The 23,014-nt window shown below is 39.4% G+C and carries 20 protein-coding genes and 1 pseudogene; 12 read left to right on the top strand and 9 right to left on the bottom strand.

All coding sequences use genetic code 11. The features are described from left to right. Positions 1–67 precede the first annotated feature (67 nt). Positions 68–763: a hypothetical protein gene (locus J7R07_RS07220; protein WP_208436198.1), complete on the top strand. Its 696-nt coding sequence runs from the start codon at positions 68–70 to the stop codon at positions 761–763. A 25-nt stretch (positions 764–788) separates the two neighbouring features. On the opposite strand, the gene J7R07_RS07225 is transcribed toward J7R07_RS07220, so the two are convergent. Then, on the bottom strand, positions 789–1,253 hold the full coding sequence (locus J7R07_RS07225; protein WP_208436199.1) for a hypothetical protein: 465 nt from the start codon (positions 1,251–1,253) through the stop codon (positions 789–791). A gap of 76 nt (positions 1,254–1,329) precedes the next feature. On the opposite strand from J7R07_RS07225, the gene J7R07_RS07230 reads away from it, so the two are divergent. The 7 genes from J7R07_RS07230 to J7R07_RS07260 all read left to right on the top strand — a co-directional run bounded on the left by J7R07_RS07230 (position 1,330) and on the right by J7R07_RS07260 (position 7,769). Beyond that, the gene (locus J7R07_RS07230) at positions 1,330–2,784 is read left to right on the top strand and encodes a hypothetical protein (protein ID WP_208436200.1); all 1,455 of its coding nucleotides are present in this window, start codon (positions 1,330–1,332) and stop codon (positions 2,782–2,784) included. A gap of 183 nt (positions 2,785–2,967) precedes the next feature. Further along, on the top strand, positions 2,968–3,426 hold the full coding sequence (locus J7R07_RS07235; protein ID WP_208436201.1) for a hypothetical protein: 459 nt from the start codon (positions 2,968–2,970) through the stop codon (positions 3,424–3,426). After that, positions 3,423–4,562 carry a tail fiber domain-containing protein gene (locus J7R07_RS07240; RefSeq protein ID WP_208436202.1) on the top strand — a complete coding sequence of 380 codons (1,140 nt, stop codon included), beginning with the start codon at positions 3,423–3,425 and terminating at the stop codon, positions 4,560–4,562. The genes J7R07_RS07235 and J7R07_RS07240 overlap by 4 nt, the downstream gene beginning before the upstream one ends. Then, positions 4,559–5,521: a phage tail protein gene (locus J7R07_RS07245; RefSeq protein WP_208436203.1), complete on the top strand. Its 963-nt coding sequence runs from the start codon at positions 4,559–4,561 to the stop codon at positions 5,519–5,521. The genes J7R07_RS07240 and J7R07_RS07245 overlap by 4 nt, the downstream gene beginning before the upstream one ends. An 817-nt stretch (positions 5,522–6,338) precedes the next feature. Further along, positions 6,339–6,539: a hypothetical protein gene (locus tag J7R07_RS07250; protein WP_208436204.1), complete on the top strand. Its 201-nt coding sequence runs from the start codon at positions 6,339–6,341 to the stop codon at positions 6,537–6,539. 200 nt (positions 6,540–6,739) lie between these two features. Continuing rightward, on the top strand, positions 6,740–6,880 hold the full coding sequence (locus J7R07_RS07255) for a hypothetical protein (protein WP_208436205.1): 141 nt from the start codon (positions 6,740–6,742) through the stop codon (positions 6,878–6,880). Between the two features lie 445 nt (positions 6,881–7,325). Continuing rightward, complete coding sequence (locus J7R07_RS07260; RefSeq protein WP_208436206.1) at positions 7,326–7,769, top strand: hypothetical protein; 444 nt, start codon at positions 7,326–7,328, stop codon at positions 7,767–7,769. A gap of 610 nt (positions 7,770–8,379) precedes the next feature. Here J7R07_RS07260 and fdhE read toward each other — a convergent pair. Then, entirely contained in the window at positions 8,380–9,258 is an 879-nt protein-coding gene (gene fdhE / locus J7R07_RS07265) for a formate dehydrogenase accessory protein FdhE (protein ID WP_208436207.1), read from the bottom strand. A gap of 898 nt (positions 9,259–10,156) precedes the next feature. Between fdhE and J7R07_RS07270 the strand changes: the two genes are divergently transcribed. After that, positions 10,157–10,900 (top strand): DUF4167 domain-containing protein, encoded by a 744-nt coding sequence (locus tag J7R07_RS07270; RefSeq protein ID WP_208436208.1) that lies wholly within the window; start codon positions 10,157–10,159, stop codon positions 10,898–10,900. Positions 10,901–11,202: 302 nt separating this feature from the next. On the opposite strand, the gene J7R07_RS07275 is transcribed toward J7R07_RS07270, so the two are convergent. The 4 genes and pseudogenes from J7R07_RS07275 to J7R07_RS07285 all read right to left on the bottom strand — a co-directional run bounded on the left by J7R07_RS07275 (position 11,203) and on the right by J7R07_RS07285 (position 14,148). Further along, positions 11,203–11,652, bottom strand: a complete 450-nt coding sequence (locus J7R07_RS07275; RefSeq protein WP_208436216.1) for a hypothetical protein — start codon at positions 11,650–11,652, stop codon at positions 11,203–11,205. Between the two features lie 50 nt (positions 11,653–11,702). Further along, a pseudogene (locus J7R07_RS08430) lies at positions 11,703–12,064 on the bottom strand (hypothetical protein). Positions 12,065–12,319: 255 nt separating this feature from the next. After that, positions 12,320–13,333, bottom strand: coding sequence for a sensor histidine kinase (locus J7R07_RS07280; RefSeq protein WP_208436209.1), 1,014 nt, complete (start codon positions 13,331–13,333; stop codon positions 12,320–12,322). Positions 13,334–13,353: 20 nt separating this feature from the next. Continuing rightward, positions 13,354–14,148 carry a response regulator gene (locus J7R07_RS07285; protein WP_208436210.1) on the bottom strand — a complete coding sequence of 265 codons (795 nt, stop codon included), beginning with the start codon at positions 14,146–14,148 and terminating at the stop codon, positions 13,354–13,356. A 170-nt stretch (positions 14,149–14,318) separates the two neighbouring features. On the opposite strand from J7R07_RS07285, the gene J7R07_RS07290 reads away from it, so the two are divergent. The 3 genes from J7R07_RS07290 (at position 14,319) to J7R07_RS07300 (ending at position 16,734) form a co-directional block, all read left to right on the top strand. Beyond that, complete coding sequence (locus J7R07_RS07290) at positions 14,319–14,522, top strand: NepR family anti-sigma factor (protein WP_208436211.1); 204 nt, start codon at positions 14,319–14,321, stop codon at positions 14,520–14,522. Between the two features lie 7 nt (positions 14,523–14,529). Next, positions 14,530–15,084 (top strand): RNA polymerase sigma factor, encoded by a 555-nt coding sequence (locus J7R07_RS07295; protein ID WP_208436212.1) that lies wholly within the window; start codon positions 14,530–14,532, stop codon positions 15,082–15,084. A gap of 228 nt (positions 15,085–15,312) precedes the next feature. After that, positions 15,313–16,734, top strand: a complete 1,422-nt coding sequence (locus tag J7R07_RS07300; protein WP_208436213.1) for a sensor histidine kinase — start codon at positions 15,313–15,315, stop codon at positions 16,732–16,734. Between the two features lie 51 nt (positions 16,735–16,785). On the opposite strand, the gene J7R07_RS07305 is transcribed toward J7R07_RS07300, so the two are convergent. The 3 genes from J7R07_RS07305 to J7R07_RS07315 form a co-directional block, all read right to left on the bottom strand. Further along, on the bottom strand, positions 16,786–18,318 hold the full coding sequence (locus tag J7R07_RS07305) for a metallophosphoesterase (protein WP_208436217.1): 1,533 nt from the start codon (positions 18,316–18,318) through the stop codon (positions 16,786–16,788). A 632-nt stretch (positions 18,319–18,950) separates the two neighbouring features. After that, complete coding sequence (locus J7R07_RS08435) at positions 18,951–19,508, bottom strand: metallophosphoesterase family protein (protein WP_246464872.1); 558 nt, start codon at positions 19,506–19,508, stop codon at positions 18,951–18,953. A 1,087-nt stretch (positions 19,509–20,595) separates the two neighbouring features. Then, positions 20,596–22,602, bottom strand: a complete 2,007-nt coding sequence (locus tag J7R07_RS07315; protein ID WP_208436214.1) for a M23 family metallopeptidase — start codon at positions 22,600–22,602, stop codon at positions 20,596–20,598. Between the last annotated feature and the right edge of the window lie 412 nt (positions 22,603–23,014).

Raw genomic sequence — 23,014 nt, forward strand, 5'->3', positions numbered from 1 at the left:
AACAGAACCACTCTGCTTGGGGGAAGACATGTGAAATGCTGCATACATAAAAGGATTACCACTGCTTATGACCATTTTGCCTACTGATCACAAGGATCACAATCTTTCGCAATTAGATCGTTCTAAAACTTTTGCTTCTATGGTGGCGCTTATTCAAGATGAAATTGACGATACAACAGCTGAATATTCCGTGCAAATTCAAGATTCCATTTTTACCGCTTTGCGTTTGTGTGAACGGGAATCCTTCTTCTTTAATGAAAAAAGACAGATGATCTTCAAAACACAATGTGGAAAAACGTGGTATGGTCAAGAAGTGAATATTTTTATTGAATCAGAAGAGGATGTGGAGTGCATCCTTTTAGGAACAGATGATGCAAAAAAAACACCATTGCTTTTTAAAGCTGTTGAGACGTTGCAAAAACAATATGGATTACAGCCTGTGCAGGGAACACCCCTCTTTTATACTTGCCTTAATCGAAAAATAGGACTCTTTCCAACACCTAAACAGGTTGAAAGTGTGCGCCTTTTTTATGCTCCTATCCGTTTTGGAAAAGAACAGATGATGAAGGACGATAATCCTTGGTTGATTTACGCATTTGATCTCATTAAAGCACGTGCAAAATATGAGCTCTACAAAAATATTCTCAAAGATTCTGAATATGCTGCTGTTTCTTTTAGAGACTATCAAGAACAGCTTCAAGCTTTGCGATTTGAAACATCGCGCCGAAAAGATTCTTCAAATATTCTACCAATGCAATTTTAAAGAGCTTTTTCTCAATTGTAAAAGGCTAGTGGTAGTGTTGGTGGTTGGTGGCTAATGATTGGTGTCGGGGATCTGTGTTGGTAATTGACGCTGATGATTGACGCTGATGATTGACGCTGGTGATTGACGCTGGTGATTGACGCTGATGGTTGACGCTGATGGTTGACGCTGATGGTTGACGCTGGTGATTGACGCTGATGATTGACGCTGATGGTTGACGCTGATGATTGACGCTGATGGTTGACGCTGATGGTTGACGCTGATGATTGACGCTGATGATTGACGCTGATGGTTGACGCTGATGATTGACGCTGATGATTGACGCTGATGATTGACGCTGATGATTGACGCTGATGATTGACGCTGATGATTGACGCTGGTGATTGACGCTGGTGGCTGGTGTTGGTGGTATTTTATGCGTGGATGCATCAATGTATTTTTGTTTGTTCTTTATGGTCTGAGCTATACGCTTTTGAGAGTCTTCTCTCAAGGGCGCTTGTGGTTAAAAATAAGCCTTTTAAAATACCACAAAGGCTTTTCAAATATTTTGCTCCTGGGGTTTCTCAATGGCTTTTTTCCCAATCGCTGATTATCGGCCTGATGTTGCTGACATTAATGGTATCTTTACTGATGAACTCATCAATGTGCTTCCGGCTGATGGATCTTATATTCCTATACCTAGCTTTCAACCTTTGACAGAGCCTTGTCCTGATAGACTTTTAGGGGCTCTTGCCGTGAAAACAAAAAATGGTGTGTCTATTATTATTGGGACCAGAGAAAAAATCTATATACTCGACAATACAACACAACAATGGAAAGATATTAGCCGAAAGGGAAAATCTTATCTCGCAAATGTCGATGCTCCGTGGTCCTTCGCTTTGTTTGGCGATTATGTCATCGCAGTTAATGCTAATGATAAGCCTCAAGTGATTGATATTAATCATGATAAACAATTTAGAGATTTAGGAGGAAATCCACCACAAGCAGGAATTGTTCGTGTGTGGGGCGATTTTGTTTGTCTGATGCAATTGACCGAATATCCAAGACGTGTCCATTGGTCAGGCTTGAACGATGCAGAATTTTGGACAGTGGGGAAAAAAAGCTGCGATTATCAAGATTTTCCTGATGGTGGTTCTGTACAAGGCGCAACTGAAACAACAAATCCAATCATCTTTATGCGGTCTGCAATCTATGCGGGTTCTTTTATTCCTGGCTCTAAGATTATTTTCAGTTTCCAAAAAATCCACGATAAACGCGGTGCAAAAAATGCTGAATCTATCGTTTGTCGCGGTGATATGGCCTTCTTTGCTGATGAGGGCGGATTTTATCAAATAACCAATGAAGGGCAGATTATACCCATTGGGTTTGAAAAAGTAGATCGAACCATGATTGCAAAATCTGGTCAGAATATCCTGTCTGCTGCCATTGATGGGATGTATAATCGCGTTTATTGGATGATCGATAACGATGAGAGCAACTACAAACGCATCTTACTCATCTATGATTGGGGATTGAAAAAATGGACAAAGGCTGTCGTGGGGATCAAAACAATTCTTCCCATTTTTGTGGCTGGAACCACCTTAGAAGGACTTGATCAAGTTGCTCAGAGCATTGATGATTTACCCTTTTCTCTCGATAGTAAAGTATGGAAAAATGAATCGCCTATTCTCGGTGCATTTGATTATCAGGGGAGAATGGGCTCGTTTTCTGGTCCCCCTATGGCTTGTGTGGTGACATCCCAAGAAATGGGACAGACAAATGGCATGATAACTCGGGTGAAAAATATTATGCCTCAGGTGAATAGTGGAGAGTTTTATCTCTCTGTGGGGGTGCGCTTTCGGCAATCCTTCGAAGAGGAAACGGTTTGGTTGCCGGAAAAAAAGCCTTCTCATAATACAGGGCAAATTCATTCTCGTGCAAGAGCGCGGTTTTATCGTTTTAAATTGCGAATCCCTGAGGGGAGAAATTGGTCACATGTATCGGGATTCGATGTGGAATTGAAGCCTGCCGGCATGCGGTAAAGCATGCCAAATATAATGAAAGAACAATGCGGTGAAGTGTGCCGAATTATCTAAGAGAATGATGTGGTCTATGCCGTAATAAATAAATGGTGCGGCAAATTATGCTGTGGAACACTAAAAAGTTGATGGTTCGCGGTGAGAAGGCTGAAGAGAAGTAGAAAAAAAGCTGAAAGAACCAAAACCATGTTACGGCAAAAGGATAGGAAAAATCTTTATTCTGTTCATCTTACACAGCAATGGTCATGGGAAAAAATAGCACCCTATCAAGAGGCTCTTAATGCCGCACTGGAAAAGTATGTTAGGCGTTTTCCTGATGATGTTTGTCTGGCAACAATTGCTGAAGAATTGGCAAAAGGGCAAGCACAATTGTGGCTGGTCTTAAAAAACAAAACACAATTTAGTGCCTTTGCCATTACCAAAATTGAAATAACCCATACGGGAAAAAAACGCGTTGTCCTCTCAGATTTAGCTGGAGAGGGAGGACTGCAATTGGTCAAATTGATTGATAAGGTTGAACAATGGGCACGAACAATCAATGCTGAGGAAATGCATATGTTTGGAAGGTCTGGATGGGCTAAAATGCTCAAATATCACGGATATTCTCGTAATCTTATTCATTATAGAAAGGTTTTCAACGCATGAGTAGAAAAAAAACACCTCAAGTGCAAACAACAACGCAAATAAATGCACCACCCGCGTGGGCAGAAGATATCTTTAAAAAAGCCAGTTCTCAAGCACTTGATCTCTATAATAAAGGATTTGGCGGAAATGTTTATCAGGGCGAGCGTATTGCGGATCTTAGTACTCTGACAAAAAATGCTCTCACTGGCCTAGAACAGGCCGCTGCACAGTATAACAATCCAGCATTGACACAGTGGTTTAATGCACCAACCCAAAGTGCTACAAACCTCCTTGGTATGGCTAAGGGAGACTGGATTGGAAGCAATAGTAAGTTTAATGCTGCCTTGCAAAATGCATTGCGTAAAACTTCTGATGCCATTAATCAATCAATGTCGGGAGCTGGGCGCTATGGATCTGGTGCCCATACCGGCGTGCTTGCCGATGAACTCGGTGCATTGGCAACAAATGCTACTGCACAGCAATATAATCAAGATGTGCAGAATATGATGAATGCTAATCAGATGATTGATCGCTCCTTGTACGATCAGATTAATGCGGCAAACAGCTATTATCAGGGGCAAAGCAATGCGCAAAGCAATGCTTTGAAAGGCGGAATAGTCCAAGATATAAACCGTCAAAATGCCTTAGATGCCGAGCGCCAAAAATGGACAGAACAAGATAATAAAGGATGGAACCAATTAGAACAGTTGCTCCGTGTGGGAACTCAATCCGCAGGAAATTATGGAACAACATCAGGAAAATCCACAATAATACCTTCTGTTACAAAAGATCCATTGAGTGATGCAGGAAAAGTGCTTGGATTGGTGGGAGGAATTTTAGGACTTTGTGATGTAAGAGCCAAAGAAAATATTGTTCCTGTCGGTGAAAAAAAGGGCTATCGGCTTTATGACTTTAATTATAAGGGAGATCCGCAACGTTATCGTGGTGTTCTTGCCCAGGAAGTGTTGCGTTTGAACCCTGATGCTGTTTATGTCAATGCAAAAACAAAGTTGTTGCATGTCGATTATGCTAAAATCGGCCTGAAAATGAAAAAAATAAAAATGAAGAAAAAAACAGCGCTTAAAAAGAAAATGGCTGTCTTCTTTTCTTCTGTCTTTGCATGTTTTCCCTTTTTGCAAAAAGGATATATTCTATGACTTCGATTTATGATTGGTCGCTTATTGCGTCCGAAAATGCCTATGCCGATGAGATTATAAACTGGGCAGAGGGACAACCACCAAGCTCAGTGAATGATAGCGCTCGCGCTATGATGCAACGTATCAAAGAGTATTTATTGGATAATGGCGGGGTGATTGATACACAGTGTACGGTCAATCAAGAAAAAAATATAACATCTCTTCGCTTGATCACAAAGACTTCTTTTAAGGCTTATCAGGCTGGGATTGTTGTGCGCTTTAGAGCACAAGAGCCAAATAGGGGAGCAACAAATGTCTCTTTAAATCAGTTGCTTTCATGTCCTGTTTATATGGCAACCATGGATGGTATAGCGCCTTTAAGCGGTGGGGAAATGCAAAAGGGAGGGCTTTATGAACTCGTCTATACTTGTAACATTGCTGGAAAAAATGTGGATGGTTGGTTTTTAACAAATCCAACGCAAAGTTTTTTACCCCCTGGCTTTATTGGCACTTTTGCGATGGAAAAATTGCCAGGAGGTTGGCTTTTGTGCGATGGTAGGGCTTATTCTCGCAAAACCTATGCAAATCTCTTCGCTGTTCTTGGTGAAACGTGGGGAAGAGGAGATGGATATTCAACATTTAATGTTCCAGATTTGCGTGGCATGTTTTTGCGTGGACTAGATAGTGGAAAAAATCTTGATAAAGGACGTCGCTTGGGAAGCAGGCAAGAAGAGTCTTTTAAAGCGCATAGCCATGAGGGAAAAACAGATTTTAAAGGTGAGCATACGCATAAAATTGAAGCATGCGGTCTTAATGGCATCAATGTGTATGCAGGGGCTTATAAATACTACTGTGGTGGTTTAGGAAATACAAATACCACTTCTGTAGGGGCGCATGAGCATAAAGTCATTTTGAAAGAAACAGGCGGTAGTGAAACACGCCCCGTCAATATGGCGGTTGTTTATGCGATCAAAACATAAGACGTAAAACGCTTATAGAGATAAAAATTGTTGCAAAATGCCTACAACGAGAAAAAAGCATCTTACAAACATTATAGAACATGGCGGACACCAAGCTTCAGGCTAAACCTTCGATTTGAAAAATATTCCTCTCTGATTTATTTTATCTCCTTCTTTGCGATGTATTCAACATCCTTAAATAGCGAAAATAAGATGTGTGATATCTTTTTCTAGCATTGGGATATGCGGCTTTTCTTTGCCATTTTTTGCCATAGGTGCCGCTTAGAGCAAGGAAAGCCATTGTTGTTTTCAGCAAGCGGCTTTCCTTTGTCCAGGAAGAAATATTTGGTCTTTGTAGTAAAACAATTGGTTCAGAAAAATGTCATGATAATAAGGCACCTTATTCTTTTGCTCAAGATTGAAGGTATGCAGAAAATCTCCACGGCTTCTATCTCTGACAGCTGTATTCAGGTGTATGATGATGTTAAGCTGTGGGAGGCATGTGTGCTTAGAAATACAAATATCTCTTGAATAGTCGTGCTTCTGCTTGTGAGATCATTTCCTTTAAAAGCCCTGGGCATTGCTAGAAAATCTGCTGATGAAAGAGTATGGCTGGTCAAATGCTGCAAAGCGATCTTGTATGTTTGCGTTGCTTCTAAATGATGAAAGCGACGTTTTTCGTGAGAAAAAAGCGTTTTTAAAAAGATTCTTTGCGGGAGATTTCTAGAGTGCGTCAACGGGTTTATGTGCGGGTTGCATGGTGCAACAGGTTTATCGGTAAAAGTGCGCTGAAATTTATTATATGGCTGTTTTATAGCGCATCAAAAAGAGGAATATAATGGCACTTTTTCCATTTTCTATTGCTGATATTGCTGATTCTGAACATATTCGTGTGGTTCTTTATGCCAGCGGAAGAACGGGACATGCTCCTTTAAATGCACTGTTGAAGCAAATACATCAAGACATCATACAAATTTCGCAGCGTTTAGACGCTTTAGAACAGAAAAAAACAGACCTTACCGATGTTGAAGATAAATAAAATGTTCAAGAAGAGGGTGGAAGGAGCGCAGCCAGTGGTAAAAGCACGCACCATACCAATTTAAGTAGCGTATTTAATGGCGAACTTATTATAAATGGTGGTAAAGACCGCAAAGTTGATGGTGAAAACCTCGAAGTTCGTGGTAGTTAGGGCACAGTTAGCAGTGGAAGCATCAATATATTTAATACGGCGTACTTGATTTGCCTAACCTTGGAAAGGCTAAATACGGTGCAATAAATCTCGTTTCCAATAGAATGAGCAAAACCAGTGATGAAAGTAGTAAAGTTAAGCGCGGGAAGTCGTCTATTCGATTTGCTTTGGATTGGTGGGCTGAAGAATAGAAAGATTTTCTATTTTCGTTGTGATGGGGGAAAAAGACAAGGCAGAACAAAATCTTTTCTGATCTTGCAGATATTGCAAAAAGTCACAGGAGTGCTAGAGCGATAGGGGCTCTCTCAAATATGGGAATGCTATCATGGAAAATGGGAGTGTTTATGTGTTTGTTTATTCTGATCAGAAAATCCATTCTCTTGGTTTTTATGAAATTTTACATCAGCAAACTCTTGTGATAGAGCCTCTATTATAGCCTTTTGATAAAAAAATGAAAAGGTTTTCAACAAGATTTTCAAACGGCAACGAAAATAAAACATTCATGATACAAAGAAAGATGAGTATTTTGACAGAAGAAGAGTGAAAATTTACGGCCGAAAATGTACCATATACATTGATGCTTCTGTCATTTTTGCTGTAAAAAGCTCTCTTCAGATGTTAGAGGATGCACTCTTTATGGAAAAAAGAATCCGCGCAAGACGAAAAGCTTATTTCAAAAGATTATATCGTAAGATCGTTTTTATTTGCACACTGCTCTTTTGTATAGCGGTGCTTTGTTTTGTCATTACAAAAATGATTGGTCATTTTTCTGCGTACAAACAAAGTGTACAACAAGCTCCTGTGGAACTGGCTATTCCAGTTTTCGATTTACGCGTATATTGCAAGGAAATTGCTGCTTCAGTGATGTCCGATATGAAACAGGAAGTCTATCAAAATTGTATTCGTTCGGAAAGTGAAGCTTATTTTACTATTCGTGAAATGTGGGATGAACTTTCTGATACTGCAAAGAAAAAATGTATGGCAACAGTGCGTCCAGGAGATGGAAATTATTTTCTTTTAAGGGATTGTTTTTTCAGTGAAAAAGATGGTGAGAAAGGCAAGCTACGCAACCATTTTTAAGTCTTTATGTGAAAATTTAAATGTGAAAATTTAAAAAGATGCGCAATTTGTGAAAAGATATAAAAACTTATGTGGTTTGCTCCATAACTGTTTTTTTCTATTCGTGGCATTTTGAGAAGCAGAAATTCCCCCTCATTGTTTAACCAGCGCGCGCTTCTATTTTGAAATTTTTCTTTTTATCCAACAATTTGCAAGGCATTACAGAGAGAAAAAGACAAAAACTAAACTTTGTTTGCTTTCTTTGTGGCTATCGTTCTAAGAGAGATAAAAGAGGTAGGCAAACAGATTTTTGATTTTGGTTTAGTGCGCATAAAGCGCGTTCATTTTTTTGTCATGCCCTTGTGTATTATCCTTATAAATCACTTCTCATGTAAACCATAAAAATACCTTATTATTATTGATAAAGAGAGCTGTTTCTGTACTCGGTATAGTGCGCGTTAGGTGGCAAGAGAAAGAGCGTATTTGCTACATCTCTCTGTAGTAAGGTTCGTATTTTAAAATCTCTTATCACTGCTCCATGCGTTTCCGACGGCTTTCTTTTGTGGCTGTCGGGATTGGGGTTTGATCGAGAGGTTTTTCTGCTGTTGGGCGATTGCCTCGAGCAAAACTGTTATCTGCTATATTCTGCTAAGAAGGGATTAAAACTCTTATCCTTAAAATGAGAGGAGGTTTTGTGTAAAAAATCAGCTGTGGGGGTGGTGATGTTATCGACAAAAACATCAAGTGTGGGATTTTGATGATGGTTGAACTGTTTACAATAGGAGCCACATGCCTCACACGTTTCAAATAAAATGCCTTCAGCAATATTTTTACTTGTATGGGTGGAAAGGTATTGCGTTGCTTCACAAAAAGTACATTGGGTGTGTGGGATACACCAGAGAGTGCTACAATAAAGGCAAGAACAAACTTTTATAGTTTCGTACGGTTTTATATTCATCATGAGAGTGGCAGAATGTGTGCCACTACAGGCAGGACAGAGGTTGTTCTGTTGGGGGGTTAAGTTTTGTGCATCAAGCTGTGAAGCGGCGAGAGAATAGATGATTTGCAATACACCAGTGATAAAAAGATGTTCTGTTAATTGCTGTGGAGGAAGAATGTGGTTTAACAAATTATTTCCCCAAACACGCCATTGGTCTTTTTGTTGTTTTGTGCGATTTAAAGCTTCGTGCCTTTCTGTCGACAGTATTTGGGCAGAGAATGCTGGAGATCTCAGACGTTTCAAAAAATCTTCGACAACGCTTTCGTATAAGCCCAAAGTTAATAATTTTGCTCTCTCAAAAGGGGGCGCTGAAGGTGTCCCAAAACGGCTAAGAGGGATGGCAAAATCTTTAAATTGTTTGGTGGACTGTTGTTGTGCCTCACAAAAATATGCAAAAAAAAGAAGAGATTCTTTATTGCCCAGAGTATTGGCTAAATGTGCAAAACGCTGTGCTCGTTTTGCAAACAAGGTTTCTTGATGAGGTAGTATGACAAAAATTGAAGAATCCATGCGCTCATTCTTTCTCATAAATCTTGGTTTTTTTTGAGATGATCCTGAATCTTTTGGTGTATTCAGCATATTGAGTGTTTCTTTATTCATGAACGGATAGTATTTTTTTATTTATAATATTTTTATACTTGGCTTTTATAGTAATTGTATTATAAATAAATGGTTCAATTTATTCATAGACCCTATAAGGTTAAACCAGAAGTTTGTAGTGTAGTGCATGGGTTTTTGCAAGAAGACTGCTGTTTTGATAATTATAGGACTTGAATAATACTTGTTGTTAATCTATGTATAAAATTAGGGGCTTTTGTAAGAGAGTAGTGGATTATCGTATACAAAAGGGTTGCTTTAGCACAGAAGAAAGGCTATGTTCGCAAAGTAGATGTATTTGTGCAGTAATTCGTGGGGTTATGGCGCTTGTGGGTTCAATGCGCAAGGGGATAGGAAATATCGGCATTTTTAAAATCGGTGGTTTTATAGCAAAAAAGGGAACTCTGTTATTCTCTGGCGGAAGTGGTTTGTTTGTGGGGAGCGTTCTGTATTTGTTCTCGTTTTTTGTTTTTCCACAAGATGGTTATTTTTTTAGTAAAATATGGTCTATTTTAAAAAAAAACACTTGGCATTTTATATGAACATCACTAGGTTTCTGCTGGTTAACAGAGGAAAAGGGAATTTTAAGCTTATGGTTTCCCTGCTGTTGTTGTGATTTTCAGAAAATATATGCTTTATATCAAGTATCGATAGGTATCAAAATATCAGTGGGTATCATTTGAGTAAAATAAACCGCAAAGATCCTGATAACCGTATTTTAAACATGATCAGCATTATCAGAGGATTTATCAGAGGATAATGTAGTAAAGAAAAATCAATTAGGACACACACACTCCAAAAAGGGATAAAGATGAGGCCACAACAAAATAGACGGGTACGCGGTCGTAATAGTAACAACAATAATAACAACAATAATAGTCGTCGCGGCCCTAACCCCTTGTCTCGGAATTATGAAAGTAGCGGTCCGGATGTTAAGATTCGTGGAAATGCTCAGCAAATTGCTGATAAGTATATAAGTCTTGCGCGTGATGCACAGGGTGCTGGCGATCGCGTTATGTCGGAAAATTATCTACAACATGCTGAGCATTACCTGCGTATTATTTTGGCGACGGTTGGACAAACCTCCCAATCTGCGCGGCGCGATGAGAGTAATGAACAAGAATGTGGTGAAATAGGTGTTGAAGGTGAGAAAAAAGATACTGTCGCTTGCGACACAGATACATCACAAGCGCCATTACAAAAAAATGGTCATAGCCAATATGCTAAGGAAAAAAATGGGCATATACGTGAAGATGTATTAGAAGCTAACGCTTTGTCGAATGAGGAAAACGCTCAAGAGAAATGCAGTGTTGAAGAAAGTGTTGAACCTGTCAAAAAAACACGGCGAACTTCGCGGCGGCGTACGGTGCGTGCGCAAGAAGCACCTTCCCTTGAACTTCCAAAATTGGAACTTCCACGGACAACGTCAGAAGCTGCTCAGAATAGCGATATATCAGCAGAAAAAGTTGCTTCTCTGTCTGTATTAAATAAAGAGGTGCCAAGAAAACCACGTCGTCGTCGGGTGGTTACATCTTCTGCAGAGGAAAATGTTTAAAGCAGTGGGCGATATTTAAACACTTGTGGGAAATGTTGCGAGCAAAGGGGAGTGGCGTGATGCATTTCGAAAAAAGCACGCCGTAGTTTTCCGTATTTTAACTTACTTTTGCATTTTCCATAGGCAATGTTACAAGCTTTACAGAAATGGAGAGAGGTTGTTGGAGAAAACTGCCTCTCTGTCTGTATTAAATAAGGAGGTGTCAAGAAAACCACGTTGTCGTTGTTGGGTGGTTACATCTTCTGCAGAGGAAAATGTTTCAAGCAGTGTGCGATATTTAAGCACTTGTGGGAAATATTCTCTTAACGCGCTAGAGTGCGCAATGTTTCTTCTGTTGCTTCAACAGAAAGAACAGAGATGAGTGCACCGGTATGATAATTGTAAATCATAAATTTTGTCTGACCGTCTGGTGTTAAAATTTTCAACACAATATTACGTTCTGAGAGGCTTTGCGACAAAATTTGTGTGTTTTTCGGTAAGGAAATCGTGTGGTGGACAACTTCTTGGTTTGTGTCGTGAGAAAAAAACAGGTCTGTTTGTTTAGGCGCTGGTCCCGTTGCTATAATTTTGTAGATAATTCCAAACAATACAGCAAGCATAAGAATGAGCGTTATTGCAATGGAAATAATCATTAAACGTATGAGTTTTTTTCTCACGCGTTCTACTGCAGGGCCTAAGGGAGGATCTTGAGGCAGTGCACATTGCTCTGTGCGATGGTCTTTTGAAGATTGAATTGGATTATGATCCAACATGCTAACCTCTTCCATAGATTGTTTTCTGAGTGTTTGATGGGTGTATGCCTTTAAGGTTTTTTATGCAAGAGATTTATAGAGAAAATCCTTAGAAGTGGGACTGAAGTGGGAGAAGATTTTCTTCGTGAATAAGCATCTTATTATTCTTACTTTGGCTTTTAAGCAGAAAATTACCTCGGTTGGTCACGTACCAGACCAACTTTACGTCTTGATGATGTAAATTTGCCCGTATGCTTGTGCATTGGGCAAAGATTTGTTGTCCATAAGAAGCAAATTTTTTTGTGGAAGGGATCATGGCGTGTTCACATGCTTGCGCTGTTGGATAGGTTTTAACCATTGTATTGTTAGAATAACAGCTGTTAAAATCATCCGTACAGGAAACCAATAAGAGGATAAAAACCAGGGTATTCATAAAGTACTTTCCAAATAAGAGGTTGACACTGTGGAGCCCATTTTGTCAGCCTAGTGGCGTTATTCTTTATGAATAAACGTTTTTAGAGGTTTCAGGTTCCGCTTGTTTGAATTCCAGGAGACTAGTTTTAGAAGCTAAATTCTAAGTGCAGTCGGTTGTATGGAAAAAATGTCTTTTGATCGGCAAGGAAGGCGATGAGGTAATTCTTGGAAGATTTTGTTTTTTCATCTTGCGGTATTTAATCGCTTTGCTCCTTTAAACAAAAATATCAAAATAAGTATCTGGAACACACAAGCTATAAACAATCCCTTCTTCTGTCAATTTGAAAGAAGCAGAACCATTGACAGAGACCGGAACAATTTTTTCCAGGACAGCACTGCCAAAACAGGCCTTTTGTTTGGGCGAAAGAAGTGTGCCGGCTTCAAAATTTTCATTCCAAGTGATAAGCAATTGGGGTTTTTCATCCATTTTTGTGTGAATTTCACAGCGTACACACACATTTCCTTTGTCTTGTGAGAGGGCACCAAAAGAAAGAGAGTTGACAATGAGTTCATGAAAAGCCAAACCAATATGTAAGGCGGCATTGGGAAAAAGATAAGGATCCACACCTTCAAGAGAAAAACGTTCTGTTTCTTTCATTAGATAGCCTAAAGCTTGCGTTTGTACCAATTCGCGAAATTGGGCACCACGCCAGTCAGAATCGGTGATAAGATCCTGAGAATGCGAAAGAGAATGAAGGCGTCCTTGAAATTTGCGTAAGAAAACCGGTAGCGATTCAGTATAGCGTGCCGTTTGGCTGGAAATGCTTTGAATAATAGCAAGAAGATTCTTAGAGCGGTGGCTCACTTCTCGAAGCAATATTTTCAAGACCTGTTCACGCCGACGTAATCCTGAAATATCGAAACCTGTGGTGATAATACCAATAATATCTCCATTATCATTACGGTGACAATCAATAGAAAATTTATACCAAATCGCTTGTTTGCTCGTATCCTCAAATCGTGCTTCAATGGTCTGCATTTTGCCGGTAGCTAAAACCTGTAATTTGATTGTTTCCATATTATCAGCAAGATCAAGCGAAAAAAAATCACTGTCACGACAACCCACCCGCCACTTATTATGCAAATGCTGCGGTAAGTTTTCAGCCCATAAATAGACCAGATTGGTGGCTTGATATAAAACAAAAATATCAGCCCCCCGGATCGCTTGCATAAGAGCACTAAGATGGGATTTGTCAATGGGCATCTTTGAAAGAGGCATAATGCTCATGGTGAAGAGGCTACTCTGCTCTAGGCTGCTTTGGAAGCATTCTCTTGAAAGAATAAAGCCTGGGAAATAAGCGCTTTCACCATATCAGGATTAAAGGGTTTGGTGACCAAAAAAGTTGGCTCTGGACGCTCCCCGGTCAGTAACCTTTCAGGAAAAGCTGTGATAAAGATCACGGGTATACGGTCATTTTGCAAAATGTCATTGACCGCATCAATACCGGAACTGTTATCAGCCAATTGAATGTCCGCTAAGACCAACCGCGGTTTTTCTTTGTGATACATGATAACAGCCTCATCACGGGTTCGTGCTATTCCTACGACTTGATGGCCAAGACTTTCCACCATTTGCTCAATATCCATGGCAATAAGAGGCTCATCTTCAATAATCATAACTTTTGTAGCTATTTGTTGAGAAATATCCGTTGAGGCTTGGTTGAGAAGCTGGCGGAATTCTTTTGCATCAAGATCCATGATTTCTCTGGCTTCTTGTTCGTTAAATCCTTCAACGGCAATCAACAAAAATGCTTGGCGTGCACGCGGCGTGAGATACGATAATTTGGCATTTGTTTTTTGTTCAAGACCAAATTGGGGCAGTGGTTCTGGTATGTTCGGTGTGGTTTGGTCAAAAAGGTGGCAAAAAAGCCAATAGGTCCCAATCCGGTCACTGGATGTTTTGGGAAAAATAGAAATATCAGCAATCAGTGCTTCTAACATCGCTGAAACATAAGCATCACCAGAAGATTGGCTGCCTGTGACAGAACGGGCAAAACGCCGAAGATAGGGAAGATGTGGTGCAATGCGCGTGGATAATGACATGATTTATAACTCCTTTGACCTTTGAAGCACTCTTTGTTGGTTGAAATCTTTGAGAGATGAAAAAGTTCCTTTCTTCGTATGGAACTTTTTACATATAACTATATTTACAACCATGAGGCGAAAAATTCTTCTCGGCGCTACCGATATTATATGGATTAGGGGGAAAAAAAATGAACGACCGTGATGAAAAAAATCTCACCAATCAGTTCATGTTTGGCGATGACATTCTCGGAGTCAATAGTGAGATAGCGCGAAAATTACGCCAGTTTTACATGGAAATTCAGGAGGAAGCACTTCCAAAGCGTTTGTTGGAACTTTTAGATAAGTTAGAGCGCGCAGAGCAATTTGGTTTAAACAATGTGGAAAAGGTTTGAACCTTTTATGGCAAAATGCGTGAAAAATTTTAAACAGGAACTCCTGCTGGTTTTACCAGCTCTTAGAGCCTTTGCACTTTCTTTAAGTAGAAAGCAAGATAAAGCTGAGGACTTGGTCCAAGATACTATCATGAAAGCATGGGCTAAGCAGGACAGTTTTGAAATAGGAACCAATCTCAAAGCGTGGCTTTTTACAATTTTGCGCAATGAATTTTATAGCCAAATGCGCAAAAGAGGCAGAGAAGTTCAGGACAGTGATGGTACCTTTACTCAAAATATAGCGATCCATCCCGCTCAATACGGATCATTAGATTTGCAAGATTTCAAAAAAGCCTTAAATATGCTCTCTGATGAGCAAAGAGAAGCCATTATTCTCATTGGGGCATCGGGTTTTTCTTATGAAGATGCTGCAGCTATTTGTGGTTGCGCTGTTGGAACCATTAAAAGCCGTGTGAGTAGGGCGCGTAACCGTTTACAGAAGCTTCTCAAGGTGGATGGTGAATCCGATTATGGACCCGATTCCTATTCAGCTGCAAGTACATTGTGTTCATTTAACGGCTAAAAAAAGTATAATAATTATAGTTGCTAACCTTGTTTTTTTTATTCTCGTTATAGCTATTAAAGTAAAGTCAGTATCTGAGGAAATTCAGAAGTTTGACATGCAACCTTAGGAAGAAAGTAAGGAAAGCCTGTATGAAAGCATCTGTCAGGCTTTTTGTGCTGTGTTCTATAAGGCAGTCTTCCTTTGTGCTGAAAAACGATGATTTTCAGGTTTGCCGATGGAAATTCTATGACAACAAAGACAAAGCTGTTTACGCAAAGTTCCTCTTCTGATTCAACCATATCAAGCTGGCGTTGGGTGGCAATTGTTGTTTCTCTTGTCATGGCTCTTTTGGCATCAGGCTTTATTATGCTGCTCTCTAATGCCGTGGATCGGGAAATGGCACAGTTGAATACCAGTTCAGAATTGCGCGAACAGGCTGATTTGGTGCTCATTAGTTTGATCGATATGGCTGTTGCTGACCGTAGCTACGCAAAAAATCGAAAGCCAGAAGATAAAGCACATTTTGAAAATGCTGCGCGAGAGCTTAATAATATTCTCGATTATACAACGCTTATTGTTTATGCACATCCGCAATGGTACGAATGGTTCACGGCTTTTAAAAAGGAAGTCGAAGCACGCAAAGCTTTTCTTTATGCCCATATGCATACTCTTGATACGTTGCCTGATCAATCTTCTCAACCTGCTGCACCCGATGATAACCATAAGATTGAAGTGGCGCGTTTAGCCCAATTGATGACAAGCTTTATTAATGGTGATGATGTGGTGCGGCAAAAACAACGTGAGGGTATAGCCTTTATGCGCGCTGCTTTAACATTGGCAGCTATTGTTTCTGTGGTGAGTACTTTTGTTTCTGCTTATTTTGTTATTAATCGTTTTCATCGTGATGTACGCTCCTTAAAAATGTATCAATTGTTGCTTCACAGCGAAAATGTAGCTCTGGAGGCACGTGTGAAAGAACGAACACAAGAGTTGGAAAAAGCACGAAATCATGCCGAAAAAGAACGGCAACGTGTGGAAATGTTGTTACAGGATGCAAGTCACCGTATCGGCAACTCTCTTGGGACGGTGTCTTCTTTGCTGAGTCTGCAATTAAATCGAAGCAAAAATGAAGAGGTACGTTCTGTTCTTGGGGCTGCACGTGACCGTATCCAAACAATCTCTACCGCGCATCGGCGTTTGCGTTTGAGTGATGATATGGAAACAACTCTCTTGGCAGAATTTCTCAGTTCTGTGGTGCATGATGTCGAATTGGCAGTCCCTTTCGAATTGCGTGAAAATATCACCATTCACACGCACTTTAAAGAGTGTCGATTGTCTTCAAGAGATGCGACAACGCTTGGAATTATTCTTGGTGAATTGCTGACAAATTCCTTAAAACATGCTTTTCCTGATCATCGTTCTGGACATATTTATATCTCCTTTGGTCCCGAGAAAAATGGACAATTGATGCTGATTGTGGAAGATAATGGTGTGGGGATGAAGAGCCAAACTCCAAAGCAAAAATCAGGTCTTGGACGTTTGGTCGTTGAACAGCTTTGTATGCAATTTGGGGAGAAACCACTTTTTGAAACATCTTCTTTTGGGGGCACAAAGATTGTTATTCCTTTGCCAAAACTCCATACAGGCGCTGAAAAGGAGGCAACCTAGGCCCTTTGAAAGTGCTTCCTTTGTGGGAAAGTTGAAAGTAAAAAACTGTCCTTATAAATTACTACAACTTTTCCAGAGGGAGGTGTCGGTTCCATTTTGTCCTAAATCTTTGACCAAAACTGGTTTTCCTGTTTTTCCATTATAAGCTTTGACGTAAATATTTTTTCCTTGCACATCGATGAGGTAGTAGTCTCCTCTAAAGAGTGCTCCTGCTGTATAGATTGGAATATTTCCAAAGACTTTATCATCCTGTGCACGGCAATAGAATTGTCTATGTCTGTGTCCTACAAAAATTGCTTTTACATTGTGATTTGTAATGATGGATTTAAATGCAGCGAGTTTTTGAGCATTTTTAGGATGGAGAAAATGCGAATCTTTATCTCCAAAATAAGGGCGCGCATCGTGAAAATTGAGGATTGTAACTTTTCCTCTTGCATCTGCTGCAGCTAAATCTTTTTTGAGCCACTTAAGAGCGCTCGTGATTCTTACTTTCGTGCTACCGTCAGATAAATGCGCAGTATAAGTTGGATAATTTTGAAGCTGTACATAGTGAATATCTCCATAATCCCATGAGTAGCTTAGACTTCCCTTTATGATTTTACGGGCCGTTTCATAACGAATAAGCTTATGAAAAGTTACATGTTGATTGAAATTCGGTAAAGAACTGCTATATCTATCTAGTTCTTGCAACATTCTTCTCACAGCACTTAACGCACATGCATCCTTCGAAAGATTGGATATCGGTATCATACAATCACGAATATTATTGTAATAATCATGGTTCCCCAATCCTTCATAGACAGGATAGGCAATGCTTTTATAGACATCTGCATAGTCTTGATAGGTTTGGGGGCGACCAAACTCGGTTAAGTCGCCATTGATAATATAAAATGAAGCTGCATGTGACTCTATCGCACGGGCGACTTTCTTATTTTCCTTTATCCATGGCGCTCTGTTGCTGTTTGCGTTAGGATCGCCAGTATCCAAACGCCATGGCTGTGGATCAGCTGCTATGACAACAGTATAATTTTTTATGGGAGTCTTTTTCTTTACAAACCAAATCGCTCTCGCGTTATGTCCTCCTGTGTCCTTTCGTTCAAAATAATAATTTTTGTTGGTCGAGGTGGCGGAATATTCACTGGTACCACTATAGGGATTATACCATCGAAATGTTAAAATAGTTCCATCGTCTTGCACTCTATATTTAACCCATCCACCAGATCCAAAAAGCCAAGCACGAGATGTTATTGCTGCTTTTCCTACGGAGCCAGACGCAATTATATTCGGAGGTCCTTCATTTCCCCAGTACTCATCTGCTTTCCACTTTCCGCGCTCTATACCTTTATCCATTAATACCATAGAAGTAGGCGGATTGGTGAGTTCATTAACGATGTATACATCTGTTGAACGATCATCAAATGTACTTCGTTTAGGTTTCGGTAATTGTTCGATGAAGCTTCGCCTTGTTTCGTATGTTACGGAAATATTTTGGGCGTGAGAAAAATATGGCTTTATACACACTAAGATGGTGAGAAAAACGCCTATCACTGTTCTGTAATCTATTGTTCTATCGTTGTGTTTCATAAAGCTATCATCCAAAACAAGCACTTTTCCAAAAATACACGGCAGGGGTGATGCTATAAGAGGCATTAAAATCTATTTTTTCATGAATTACGCTTTGAACTATAAATGCATACTCCAGAAACAAATCTTTATGACTTTTTTGTGGTTCATCTTAAAATAGTCATCAAGACAATGGTCGATCTCAACATTCATAATGAAGGTTTTTCTAAAGCTTAAAAGAATGCTATAAGCTTTAACATTTATATTTTCCTTGCATTTGGATGAGAGTATAGTCTCTTTTGTAGAATGTCTCGGCCATCTATACAGGGATGTTTTTGAAGAGTTTGTCATGTGGTTCCGAGCCAAATAGACAATGGGTGCTGATTGTGGAAGGTGATGGTGTGGGTATAAAAGCCAAACTGTAAAACAAAAGCAGGCTTTGGACGTTTGGTTGTTGAACAGCTTTGTCAGCAATTTGGTGAGGAGTCTCTTTGTGAAACATCTTCTTGAAGGAGCACAAAGCGTATAATTTTTTACCCAAACTCTTTAGAATAGGGCAAAAGAAATCGTACTTACCTCATAAAGGTGTCCTTAAAATCCTCCTTTTATAAAGCTTAAAAGGAAAAAGTGCTTTTTATCAATTGCTACAACTTTCAAAAAAACTCTGTGTTTCCACCTATCACACCCAAATCCTCGATCAAAGTAGGTTTGCCGGTTCTGCCATTATACGCTTTAACATGGATGTTTTTTCCCTGTACCGTGATGTGGTAATAATCTTCTCTAAAGAGTTCTCCTGTCGTATAGACAGGTAGATTTCCGAAAACTTTATTATCTTGTGCACGACAAGTGCTTTGATAATGTGTATGACCAGTAAAGATTGCTTTGATATTATGAGAAGTAATGATGGATTTAAAGACCGACAAACATTGAGCATTTTGGGGGTTAATAAAATGTAAAGAACTATCAGGAAAAAATGCATTTGTATCGTGGAAATTTATAATCGTAATTTTCCCTCTTGCATTTGCTGCAGCTAAATCTTTTTTGCGCCAATCCAAAGAGCTTTTCACATGGATAACCCTATCACTTTGTTTCAGATTAACCGTATAAGTTGGATAATTGTGAAGTTGTAGGTAGTGAATATCTCCATAATCCCACAAGTAGCCAAAACTTCCTTCTATAGAACGAACAGATTTGTCAGAGGCATCAGTCAATTCTGTGTTGTCTTGACTGAAATGGGGAAGTTCATCCTCGTATTTTTTTGATCATTCTAGAGAGAGCGCCTATAGTATATGCATCGTCTGAAGGATTGTTTTCTTCAAGAAGTGTACAATGACCGACATTGTTTGCATGATCATGATTACCGAGCCCTTCATAAACAGAAGGGTCAAGTTTTTTGTATGTCTTTGTATAATCTTTATAGGTTTCTCTACGAGCTAACTCCGTTAAGTTATCATTGACAATGTAAAAGTCTGCTTTTTGTAGATTTTATTGCTTCTGCAACGTTCTTATTTCTTTTGAGTCAGAGTTCTTTGTTTCTTTTCTTGTTAGGATCACCAGTATCCAAACGCCATGCTTACGGATCGTACAGGATGATAACAGTATAGTTTTTTGGGAAATTTTCTTTTTATGGTTGGAAGATATTTTGGAATTATTGTAAAAGTCCTTTTCGTAAGCTGATTGCTGTTTTAAATTTCTAAATTGGTTTTTTGATTACGTGACAGTATGGAGAGTCGTTGTAATTTCTTTCTCTCCTCAAATAGTACGATTTGTATAATTAACATTGCTAATAAAATAATATTTGCTGTTGTATATTTATATTTCATCCGTTAAGCTCTTAATTTTATTGTATTTTTTAAATATGATATGTTTTTCAATTTCTTGAATAATAACTATTCAGAGCCTTTTCTTTTGTTTCTCTAACGGCTCGCAATTGTCTTTTAATTTTTCCTTTTTCTCTCTTGAGAGTTTTTTTTAAACGTTGGCTTGCCGAAAGAGAGACGCTGGTTAAGGTTTGTCATTGTTGTTCATGAGACTGGAAAAAGAGCAGCAATGAACAAGAAATGAAATTGCATAGGAATTGATGGGATTTACCAAGTTAAATAGAGTGCGTGAAGAGGAAAGAATCTTTTCTTTGTGTAGCGCTCTTTTGAGTTTTTTCTTTTTTGTTGTCCACGGGTTCGAAAGAGTGAGAGCGTGTCTGTTTTAGCCATGGCTATACTTTATTTTCAAGGGGTATGCGTTGGAGAGAGCTTTGTACCGGACATGCCTTTTGAAAAAAGTTCATTTTGAAAGGTTGGCTTAAGAAGCATCTTCTGGGTTTTTTGTTGGGCTGTCTAACAGAGAGTCAATATTGTTTTTTTCTTGTAGGAATGCTTGTAAATCTTGATTGGTTAAAGTTTTGCTATTAGGAATACGAATACGCATAGGGTCAACCTTTACACCATTGACAATGATTTCAAAATGACAATGGGGACCGGTTGCCATTCCTGTTGTTCCAACATAGCCGATGATTTGTCCTTGACGAACTTTAACACCTGGTTTGATCTCTGGGGCATAACGGCTTTGGTGTGAATAACTGCTAATATATCCGTTGCTGTGTTGAATTTCCGTATGGTTTCCATAGCCCCCCGTTACGCCTACTTTTGTGACAACGCCATCGCCTACAGCAATAATGGGCGATCCTTTTGGTGCAACCCAGTCAACACCTGTGTGCATGCGAACATAGCCTAAAATAGGATGTTTGCGTGATCCAAAGGGGGAACCAAAAACGCCATTGGGTGTGGGTTTGCGGAGCAAAAAGGGTTTAGAGCTTTTTCCTTCTGAATCATAGTAATCAACCGTTCCGTCTTTTGATTGATAACGATAGTATTTATAGGTTGTACTGCCAAAAGTGGCACTGATATAGCGAATTTCAGGATCTACATTCGTGGGAACTCCCTTTGTTTCCTGATACTTTTTGCCATTTTGGGTTTCTTTATTGTTTTTTCCTGCGTCACTTTGTTGTGGCACGGCATAAAATATTTCGAGCTGGTCAGCTGGTGTTATCCGACTTTTCATATCAATATTGGTGGCAAGCAGACGAATGAGACGCTGCGAGAGAGATTGCGAGACATTATGGCTGAGCAGAGCAGTGTAGAGCGCATCATAAGCTGTTGGTAACTGGGCTGTACTGACATAGGAATGTGGAATGCCATTGTGAAAAGCTGTTTGAAGTGCGTGGGACATTTTGGGTTCTGCACTTTCAACAAATTGTCCTTTATCATTAAGGGCAATGGTGAGAATATGATATTTTCCTTGATAAATACTGGCCCGGACAAGATGATCTTCTTCTCCAGCTTGTGTAACGATACCAATGCGTAAAAGACTTCCTTCTTTTAGCGTATCCGAACGGTTAAATCTCGTTAAAGTGCTCGCAACCTTTTCAATTTGTTTTGTTGTATAGCTGGTATCTTTGAAAGCATCGATGATTTTTTGTTTTTTACGAATAGGAATAATATCTTCAGCATAGTTTTTCGTGAGATCAATACGGTGACTTTGAGGAGAAATGGTTACGTTTTCTTGGACAATACGGACTTCAGGGGACTCTGTAAATTGGGAGGGTGAAGACAAATCCTCTAATTTTAAAGGATCAACAAGTGTGAGAATTGAAAGGAGTTCTTCGTTTTTTTCTAGAGCAAATCCCGCTTTTTTTAATTCTTGTTGCACTTCATCATCCGTCAGGATATCTGCGTCATCAAAATCAACTTGATCTAGGATAAGATTACGGTTGCGTAAGGTTATTTTTGTTTCCACCTTGGCTCCATAAATATATCCGGAATCTTGTAGTTTGGGAGCGTGTGCTTTCAAATCACTGGCAAACATACTTAAAGAATCGAATTTAGGGTAGTTATACTGCCTGGGGCGATTTTCGGCTAAAGCCATGCGGATCCATTCAAAATGTTGGGTCTGAATGACTTTTTCTTCACCCTTTTTTTGCACAATGGATAATTCAAACTGACGCTTACTATCAAAGCTTTGCCGTGCATGGGTGGGAGCAATACGGTCACCTTTATGTCCATTGGCATCAGGGTCTTGTATTTGTGAGAGGTTATCTCGTGTAAACCATTGTGGTGGTGTGACCAAGCGTTGTTGTTCATTAAGAGCAGCAAAAAGGGCGATGCCCATCAGAATGCAGGAAGTGATTCCTGTGAGAACTGTTCCTGTGAGCCAACGAACAGAAACTTGTCGGTGCGCTGGAAGCAAGCGTTTGACCACAAGAGCGGGGTCTTGTCCAGGATCATTTTTCTGTTGTTCGTTATCCCACATGGATTTTTAGAGTACTTTTCAAATATTAAATAAAAAAAAGCTAGCATAGCTTCGTGTGTTTCTACAAGAATTTGATTCTTTTTACAGACAAAGCGAATGCTTACTTTATAGAACGATGACTTCTCCTCATCATAATAGCGAAGAAAGTTAGGAGCGCAATAACAGTGTTGGTAAGAACAAAGATCATGCCTAAATATCTCTGTGCTCTGTGGCTAGATTTGATCTCTTTAGAGTTGCTATTTTAGCGGCTAAAAGCCTTATTAATGACAGTCTCTTTTTGAAAAAACCTTTTAAAGAACTACTTAGTTTTATGGTAATCTATTTATTATTTATTTTTATTTTTTTTAAAAATGATATTGACTCTTTGGTTGAAAGAGTTCTATATAACGCGAAGTGACGAGGGCAGTTTCTG

This window comes from Bartonella phoceensis (assembly GCF_902825145.1).
GTDB lineage: Bacteria > Pseudomonadota > Alphaproteobacteria > Rhizobiales > Rhizobiaceae > Bartonella > Bartonella phoceensis.

Excerpts from the sequence above, each read along its gene's own strand:
- J7R07_RS07220 (WP_208436198.1), top strand. The coding sequence starts at position 68 with ATGACCATTTTGCCTACTGATCACAAGGATCACAATCTTTCGCAATTA.
- J7R07_RS07230 (WP_208436200.1), top strand. The coding sequence starts at position 1,330 with ATGGCTTTTTTCCCAATCGCTGATTATCGGCCTGATGTTGCTGACATT.
- J7R07_RS07235 (WP_208436201.1), top strand. The coding sequence starts at position 2,968 with ATGTTACGGCAAAAGGATAGGAAAAATCTTTATTCTGTTCATCTTACA.
- J7R07_RS07240 (WP_208436202.1), top strand. The coding sequence starts at position 3,423 with ATGAGTAGAAAAAAAACACCTCAAGTGCAAACAACAACGCAAATAAAT.
- J7R07_RS07245 (WP_208436203.1), top strand. The coding sequence starts at position 4,559 with ATGACTTCGATTTATGATTGGTCGCTTATTGCGTCCGAAAATGCCTAT.
- J7R07_RS07250 (WP_208436204.1), top strand. The coding sequence starts at position 6,339 with ATGGCACTTTTTCCATTTTCTATTGCTGATATTGCTGATTCTGAACAT.
- J7R07_RS07260 (WP_208436206.1), top strand. The coding sequence starts at position 7,326 with ATGGAAAAAAGAATCCGCGCAAGACGAAAAGCTTATTTCAAAAGATTA.
- fdhE (WP_208436207.1), bottom strand. The coding sequence starts at position 9,258 with ATGGATTCTTCAATTTTTGTCATACTACCTCATCAAGAAACCTTGTTT.
- J7R07_RS07270 (WP_208436208.1), top strand. The coding sequence starts at position 10,157 with ATGAGGCCACAACAAAATAGACGGGTACGCGGTCGTAATAGTAACAAC.
- J7R07_RS07275 (WP_208436216.1), bottom strand. The coding sequence starts at position 11,652 with ATGTTGGATCATAATCCAATTCAATCTTCAAAAGACCATCGCACAGAG.
- J7R07_RS07280 (WP_208436209.1), bottom strand. The coding sequence starts at position 13,333 with ATGAGCATTATGCCTCTTTCAAAGATGCCCATTGACAAATCCCATCTT.
- J7R07_RS07285 (WP_208436210.1), bottom strand. The coding sequence starts at position 14,148 with ATGTCATTATCCACGCGCATTGCACCACATCTTCCCTATCTTCGGCGT.
- J7R07_RS07290 (WP_208436211.1), top strand. The coding sequence starts at position 14,319 with ATGAACGACCGTGATGAAAAAAATCTCACCAATCAGTTCATGTTTGGC.
- J7R07_RS07295 (WP_208436212.1), top strand. The coding sequence starts at position 14,530 with ATGGCAAAATGCGTGAAAAATTTTAAACAGGAACTCCTGCTGGTTTTA.
- J7R07_RS07300 (WP_208436213.1), top strand. The coding sequence starts at position 15,313 with ATGACAACAAAGACAAAGCTGTTTACGCAAAGTTCCTCTTCTGATTCA.
- J7R07_RS07305 (WP_208436217.1), bottom strand. The coding sequence starts at position 18,318 with ATGAAACACAACGATAGAACAATAGATTACAGAACAGTGATAGGCGTT.
- J7R07_RS07315 (WP_208436214.1), bottom strand. The coding sequence starts at position 22,602 with ATGTGGGATAACGAACAACAGAAAAATGATCCTGGACAAGACCCCGCT.